This window comes from Kitasatospora sp. NPDC056531, from assembly GCF_042794375.1.
Classification (GTDB): Bacteria; Actinomycetota; Actinomycetes; order Streptomycetales; family Streptomycetaceae; genus Kitasatospora.
This window is the reverse complement of record NZ_JBHTTU010000057.1, coordinates 36,228-43,320: the sequence shown is the minus strand read 5'-3', so window position 1 is coordinate 43,320 and position 7,093 is coordinate 36,228. Positions and strand designations below refer to the sequence as shown.

General features: G+C 68.7%; 3 protein-coding genes. 1 reads left to right on the top strand and 2 read right to left on the bottom strand.

All coding sequences use genetic code 11. The annotated features are described in order from the left end of the window. Both ACFQ87_RS32520 and ACFQ87_RS32515 read right to left on the bottom strand, forming a co-directional pair. A partial coding sequence (locus ACFQ87_RS32520; protein ID WP_380614431.1) for an IPT/TIG domain-containing protein occupies nt 1-595 on the bottom strand: 595 nt, incomplete at its 3' end. A 2,372-nt stretch (nt 596-2,967) separates the two neighbouring features. Further along, nucleotides 2,968-3,720: an IPT/TIG domain-containing protein gene (locus ACFQ87_RS32515; RefSeq protein ID WP_380614432.1), complete on the bottom strand. Its 753-nt coding sequence runs from the start codon at nt 3,718-3,720 to the stop codon at nt 2,968-2,970. A gap of 1,680 nt (nt 3,721-5,400) precedes the next feature. On the opposite strand from ACFQ87_RS32515, the gene ACFQ87_RS32510 reads away from it, so the two are divergent. Then, a complete protein-coding gene (locus ACFQ87_RS32510) occupies nt 5,401-6,786 on the top strand; it encodes an IS21 family transposase (RefSeq protein WP_380614433.1) in 1,386 nt (461 codons plus the stop codon). Nucleotides 6,787-7,093 lie beyond the last annotated feature (307 nt).

Below are 7,093 nucleotides of genomic sequence, written 5' to 3'. Positions count from 1 at the left end.
CCGTCGCCCCCGTGAACCCGCTGCCCGTCAGCGTCACCACCGACCCCGCCGCCCCCGACACCGGACTGACCGAAGCAATCACCGGAGCGGCGACCATGTACGTGAACGCGACACCGTTGCTGGTGCCGCCGGGGGTGGTCACCGTCACCTGCACCGTGCCCGAGCCCACCGGCACCGTCGCAGTGATCCGCGTGTCCGACAGCACCAAGAACGCCGTAACGGCGACGGCACCGAACCGCACCGCCGTCGCCCCCGTGAACCCGCTGCCCGTCAGCGTCACCACCGACCCCGCCGCCCCCGACACCGGACTGACCGAGGCAATCACCGGAGCGGCGACCATGTACGTGAACGCGACACCGTTACTGGTCGCCCCCCACCACGACGCCACCACGGTCACCTGCACCGTGCCCGAGCCCGCCGGTACCGTCGCGGTGATCTGTGAGTCCGAGACCACCGTGAACGACGAGGCGGCGACGGCATCGAACTGCACCGCCGTCGCCCCCGTGAACCCGCTGCCCGTCAGCGTCACCACCGACCCCGCCGCCCCCGACACCGGACTGACCGAAGCAAGCACCGGAATGTTGTGATCAACCATGACTTACCCCCATGGGTTGTACAGTCTCCGAGTCGAAGGATGTCGTGCGTGTGCAAGGCGCCTGCAGCGTCGGCTATTTGCGCAGGGACGCGACGGGCGCCGAGACGGGGAGCCCCGGTCGACGGAGGGAACATCGACCGGGGCTCGTCAGGGGTGGTGAGCCGCTGGGCTGTGGGACAGCCCCGCCCGAACCGGGGCTTGTGTCGACTCCCGACCGCCGTGTCGAGCGCGAGCGTGGGCCGTCGGTCATCGGAGTCCGGGCGGCGAGACGCAGGTGAGTGCGCTCGCTGGGTCCTACCAGTGGTGGGTGTGCTGGGCATCGGCGGTCCCGGGTACGGTGACGACCATCGGCCCGGCGTCCGAGACGTCCGCGAGCGACGCGGGCGCATCCCGGTCAGATTCGGAGAGGTCGCCGGATTCATTCCGGGAAACCTCACCGGCGGGCCTCGGAATCGGGCCCGAGCGGCCGGCCCGACAGCGCCTGTCCGACCGACGCTTTCGTTGTCCGGCCCGTAGGCGGTCTAGGTACGACATGGTCTGACGCCATGACATGTAGCCGGCAATGTCGTTGATCGACGTGGGCTGACACGAAAGGGCCTGTTCGTTCCTGTGAAGGAGTTCACGGCCGTTTGCCCGGGTCGCTGGAGCCGGGAGGCCCGTCTGTGCGGCCGAAACGCCGTCCTCGGCCGATCCGCCCTCGGCGCCGCCTGTGTTTACCACGGACGGACTCGCTCGAGCGCATCCTGCAGGAGTCCCGCTCGGAAACCTGGTCGTAGGCGGCTGCGGTCACGCTTTCCGTCGTCGACGGTTCGCGCACGGATTGACTCCCTGCCAACACCGTGGGTACGTACCACCCCAGCAGAAGCCCCCAGCAGCACAGCGCTGAGGTCGTCGTTCGACGGTACGAGGGAGAGGAGCCGGCAGACCACCCGGTCGCCGCACGGGCCAGCACGCTTCGGAACCTTTGGATTGCTTGCATGACGCCTCCTGGCGTATGTAAGCCGCCGCATCTGCCGGCACCGCTGAGACGGCGCCGGCAGATGGATCCAGATCCTCCACGGGGGTGCCCATCGCGAGCCGCACGTCACCGCCGCCTGATGCACAGCGGGCGCCGGCTGCACGTTCCCCCGGGAGGGATGGGCGGCCCGCCGGTTGGATACAGAAAAGTAATCCAGAGCAGTGAAATCGGTGACAAGCCTTCCGACCAGATTTTCACCCGCTTGGCGCAGTGTCCGGCCATCTCCCGCAATCCGGAAAAATGGCCTGTGCCATAGCGTGCGACCGACGCTGATCAGCGAAAACAGACCTTTCTGCGCGGGATTTGCGTGCTTATTCCTCACCCGGCAAGATCGCGACTTCCCTGCCCGCGGTCCAAGAGACGGAGCGGCCACGGATGGACGAATTCCCCACCTTCTGCCGTTCGGAATTGCTCATCCCGGCCGGGACGCACCGCGCGAAGCGTCCAGCCGGGGCCCGGCGGCTGGGCACGATCGAGGCCTCCCACCGGAGTGGACGCCCTCTCCGCTCTCGGGGAAGTGAAGTTCTGGAGTCGCGCCCCACGTGGCGCACGGCGATCCGCGGCCTGGGCGGTCCGCGCGCTGTTTCACGGTCCGGCCGGGTCGATCAGTCTCACGGCCCTGTCAGAGTCCTCAGCAGCCCGGTACCGGCCGAGTCACCGACCTACGCGTGCGACCACGGCGAGCAGCGGTCTCCGGGCCGTTGACGTGGCTGTACCCGGCTTTCGCCGCAGTCTCCGCAGGCCGACCCAGGACAGCCCCTCGGTCCCATCCAAGTCGCGACCGCCATAAGCCGGTTCACCGACGGGCCCTGCCACACCAACGGTGGTCGCTGCCGCAGTGAGGACCCGCAGCCCTGTCGCCCGGCGGTGCGGGCCTAAGCCGGCGGCCTTGTGCGCGTCCCCGTCCCCGCTCTCCTTCACCCGCACGGCACGGACCGTCTTGACGCTCTGGGAATCCAGCGCGCGGGCGCCCGGCTCGGGGATCACGCCCGATCTCGCGCCAAGCGCCTCGGAGGGCCGTTGAGCTTGGCGAACGTCCCCGTCCTTCGGCCAGGCGGCGAAGTATCCGTAGACGCTCTCCCACGGAGCGACGTCGTGCGGGAGGTAGCACCGGGGACGCCGGTGCGGTCGTCGTACCGGATCGCTTCCATGATGCGACGAAGGTCGTACCCGGCGATCGCGTCGCTCGTGTCGCGCGATCAGGCGGCCACCCCGTTCTTCCGGGCCGGCCGAGGAATCGGGCGCCGGGTGCGGTGGGACGGGATCTGCCCGGACGAGACCGATTGACGGTCCCGCCCGGGCAGACGGCCTCGTCGGCCACGCGGTTCAGGTGGTCAGTCGCCTGACTCCTGACTCAGATCCCCGGGCTCGCGAGGTACTGGAACGGGGTCGCGGCGGTCACGCTGCCGGCCGTGTTGGTGACCGTGATGTTGGCGGGCCCGGGGGCACCGTCGAGGGTGGGCGGCGCGACGGCGGTGATGGTGGTGTCGCTGATGACCACGAACGGGGCCGACTGGCCGCCGAAGGTGACCGACTGGGTGCTGCTCAGGGAGGTGCCGGTGATGGTCACCGCGGTGCCGCCGGAGGCCGGGCCCGAGCCGGGGGTGAACGCAGTCACGGTGGGCACGTCCACGTAGGTGTAGGTGAAGCCGTTGTTGGTTCCGCCCGCGGTGGTCACGCTCACCCCGACCGATCCGACCGCCGCGCCCGCGGGCACGGTGACGGTGATCACACCGTCGCTGACGACGGTCGGCGTGGCGGTGTTGGTACCGAAGTGCACGGCGGTAGCGGTCGACAGCCCCGAGCCGGTGATGGTGATGACGTTGCCACCCGCCAGCGGCCCGGAGGTGTCGCTGAGCGCGGCCTTGAACGGCGCGCCGACGTAGTAGAAGTTCAGCGGGTTGCTGCTACCGCCCGGGGTGGTCACGACCACCTGGACCACTCCGCTGCCGGAGGGCGAGGTGACGGTGACCGAGGTGGCCGTGTTGGCGGTGATGGTGGCCAGCTTGGCGCCGAAGTGCACGGCCGTGGCTCCAGCGAGGTTGCTGCCGGTGATGGTCACCGTGGTTCCGCCGCCGGTCGATCCCTGGTTGGGGGAGATGGGCACGACTGCCTCCTTGAACGAGGTGAGGTGAACCGCGCACCGTGCGTGCTCAGGAAGGGTCACAGGCCACGCACGGTGCGGGTCGGACCAGGCCCCGGCGAGGGCGAAAAGACGGCCGAGGCGGTGAACCGGGCGCCGGCGGCCGGTCCACGGGTGTGGCCGGGCCGCTTTCCGGGCGTGAGGGCGAGACGGTCCTGGATGACTGTCGCCGGTCGCGGTGGCGGGCGGATCGTTCACGCCCCTGCCAGGAGAGCCCACGGCGCCACCGGTAGTGACCGGCCATACGGCAGGCCGACGCCCCACTCCCCCGGAGAGGATGGGCGACCCACCGGATTGGACGCTCCCAGTAACCCATTAAGGTGACAAGCGGGCAAGGTACTTGACGTCACATCACCCGATTGGCGGCACGTGTCGGCTGGCAGTGTGGCCCGTCTCCGGCGACCGCTCTCACCTCTCTCCGGTGGAGCCAGGGCACCCTCCCGGTCGGTTGAACAAGGCCCGGGCCGCCGTCCGCGGCGACGACCAGGTCCCGGCCGCCCGCCGCCCGTACTTCACCGCCACCCCGCGCACGGCCTCGGAGCTGCTGCCCGGCGCCGAGCGCCCGGAGCGGCTGTGGGCGCAGGCTGGCCGGCACCGACCGGCTGCGCGAGCGCCGAGCCGCGTTCGCCGAGGCCGTCGGCCGCGCCCGCCGATAGCGGACCTCGCCCGAATACAGCTGCGCGAGAGTGTGGTCGAGCCGTACGCGGGCGATGCGCAGCCGGCGACCAGGACACTGACCGTCGTGCGCGTGATGCGAGATGACCGCGCGGCAGGACCTCCGCTCCGAGGGTGCGGACGCCCACCTGCTGAAGGACGTCCTGGTGGCTGTGCCGTCGGCGGCGGGGTCCCCAGTCGAGTTGGAAATCTCGCGCAGCCGACGTTCCGAGCCTCCGGCTCCTGGCTCCTCGTCCGCGTACGTGGCCGCGATCGCCGCCGGCATGGACACGGGTGGTTCGGGTCCCGTCGGCACGGGCGGCGCTGGTGCCCGAGCACGCGGATCTCCACCCGGGAGCGCAGGGCGCGCTCCTCCTGGCCGGACCGGCGGGGCTGTCCGAGGGTTGCCCCCTGGCGGCCGCGTGCGCTTCTGGTGTGCGGCGCGGAACCGTACGAAGTGTCAACCGTCGCTGACACCGGGCGTGGTCAGCGCCGAGCATGGGAGCAGACGGGGGGCGCGCGGGTGAGCATGCACACCGGCATATGCCAGCGACATTCACTGAGCGGCGGTACCGGCAGGGCGGCCGTCGGGGATCCGTGCCCATGCGAACCCCGGCACGCTGAGCACAGTTTTGTGACGTGCGGCCTGACGCATGTTTGGCCTGAAATTCCGGGGAGAACCGCGATTGCTCTCGCGCCCACAGAGGTCTATGCCAGTCGTCTTCCATTGCATACTTGTGAAAATTGTTAAGAACTCAACGGCTGAGATCCGGCCACTGTTTGGCCGATCTCCGCGTGCGACTTGACATGGGGCGCATGGGGTCTTTGCCAATTGATGGCCGGGTGATTCGCTCACTCAAATTGCACAGCAATCGGTGATGTCTTGCAGAAACCTTTCTTCTCCCACTCGCGGGATTCGTGTATATTTCCTGGCTTCCCATGGGCCCCACGAGGGGGCTGTAAGTCATATCGAAGCTAGCTAGGAGTGGAATGCTGACCGGAGAGGAATACATCAACATCTGCGCCCTCCGATCCCGAGGGTTGTCGATCGCCGCAATCGCCCGTCTCCTCGGCCGCGACCGCAAGACCGTTAGCTCCTATCTGAGCGGGAAGCGCACAGTCGGAGTCCGCAGCTCCGGCAGGGACGAGTTCGAGCGGTTCATCCCCTACTGCCGCCGGCGGTTGCAGGACGATGCCCACTTTCAGGCATCCATGCTGTTCGCCGAACTCATCGATCTCGGCTACACCGGCGGCTACTCGACCTTCACCCGCGCTCTGCGGACCCATCAGCTGCGTCCCCGGTGCCCGCTGTGCCGGCGCCCCCCTCGCACCCGTCCCGGCCGGCCGGACAACGGGGAGGAAGTGCACTTCCGCTGGTTCGTCCTCTCCGACCCCCCGACGGACTGGGGCAGCACTCATGCGTGCATCCTGGTGGGACGCCTGACCCACTCCCAGCGCTGGAGCGCGGTGCTCGCAGAGCAGATCGATCTCGGCCATCTGGTCGACTCCGTCGACCGGATCCTGCGCCAGTTCGGCGGAACCGGCTGGCGTTGGTGCTTCGACCGGACGCAGCCGATCCCCTGCCCGGGAGGCGGCAAATTGACCACGGCGCTGGGCAAGGTTGCGAAGCACTACGGTGTTGTCGCGGATCTCAGTCCGGCGCGGCAGGACGCCGGCGACCAGGCGATCGGGCAAGCACTCGTCCTGTGGTGGCAGACCATCGGTGCGGACACCAGCCTGCTGGAGGCGCAGGAGAGCCTCGGCAGGCTGGCCAGGCTCATGGACGCTCGCCGGGCCGCGGCGAGCAGCGGCCACGACGGGTACACCGTGCCCGCCGCGCCGGTCCTGCTCGACCTTCCCCACGACCCGTACCCTGCCAAGGTCAGCGTGGCTCGCGAGGTCTCGGCCAACAGCATGGTGTCCTACCGGGGCAACCTCTACGCGGTTCCACGGCATCTGCACGGTCACACCGTGGAAGTGCGCCGAAGGCTCGGTGATCCCCTTCTGGCGATCGCGACTCCTCGTGGAAGGGTGATCGTTCATCATTCATTGGCGCCCGACGGTGCCAGCCTGTCGGTCATCGGCCACCGGCACGGGATCGGCCTCGAACGCCCGCTCCCGGTATCGAGGCCGGCCTGCCACAGCAAGATGTACAGCCCGCCGTCCGCCGAAGCGCTCGCGGCGGCCGAAGCGCTCCGGCAGGACGCCTGTCAGGAGGACGGATTAGAGTCCGGTCAACAGGCTGACGGTTCGCCGGGGCGCCCCGGCCGATCCTGGTGGTGGACGGGGGTTCTCGATCGGATCCTGAAAGAACCGACCGAGGGCAACGGACCCGTCGGTTCAGAGACCGTGATCCACCTCGCAATGCATCGATAACATGATCCGATGCCCTACCGGCGAAGCCACACCAACCTGGCGAGGCACCTGAACCGGACATCACCCCGTCCTGCGTGTGGTCGGCGGCGGCTGACCCGAGCCGGGTAATTTCACAGACCAGCGACAAGTGAAACGCCGGAAATCGCTAACCGAATTCCCCATCCCGCCCTTCCAGGCCATGGATGCCGGTCTTCCCTATAGTGACTCGGATGGAGTAGCGCCAACTTGTATGAAGACTACTGAATTCGCCTTCGATTGCCGGAACGTCAATTCTTCGCATCGCTCTGCCGGTCTGAGCGCCCTGCCG

Coding starts and splice junctions, on each gene's coding strand:
- ACFQ87_RS32510 (WP_380614433.1), top strand. CDS start 5,401: ATGCTGACCGGAGAGGAATACATCAACATCTGCGCCCTCCGATCCCGA.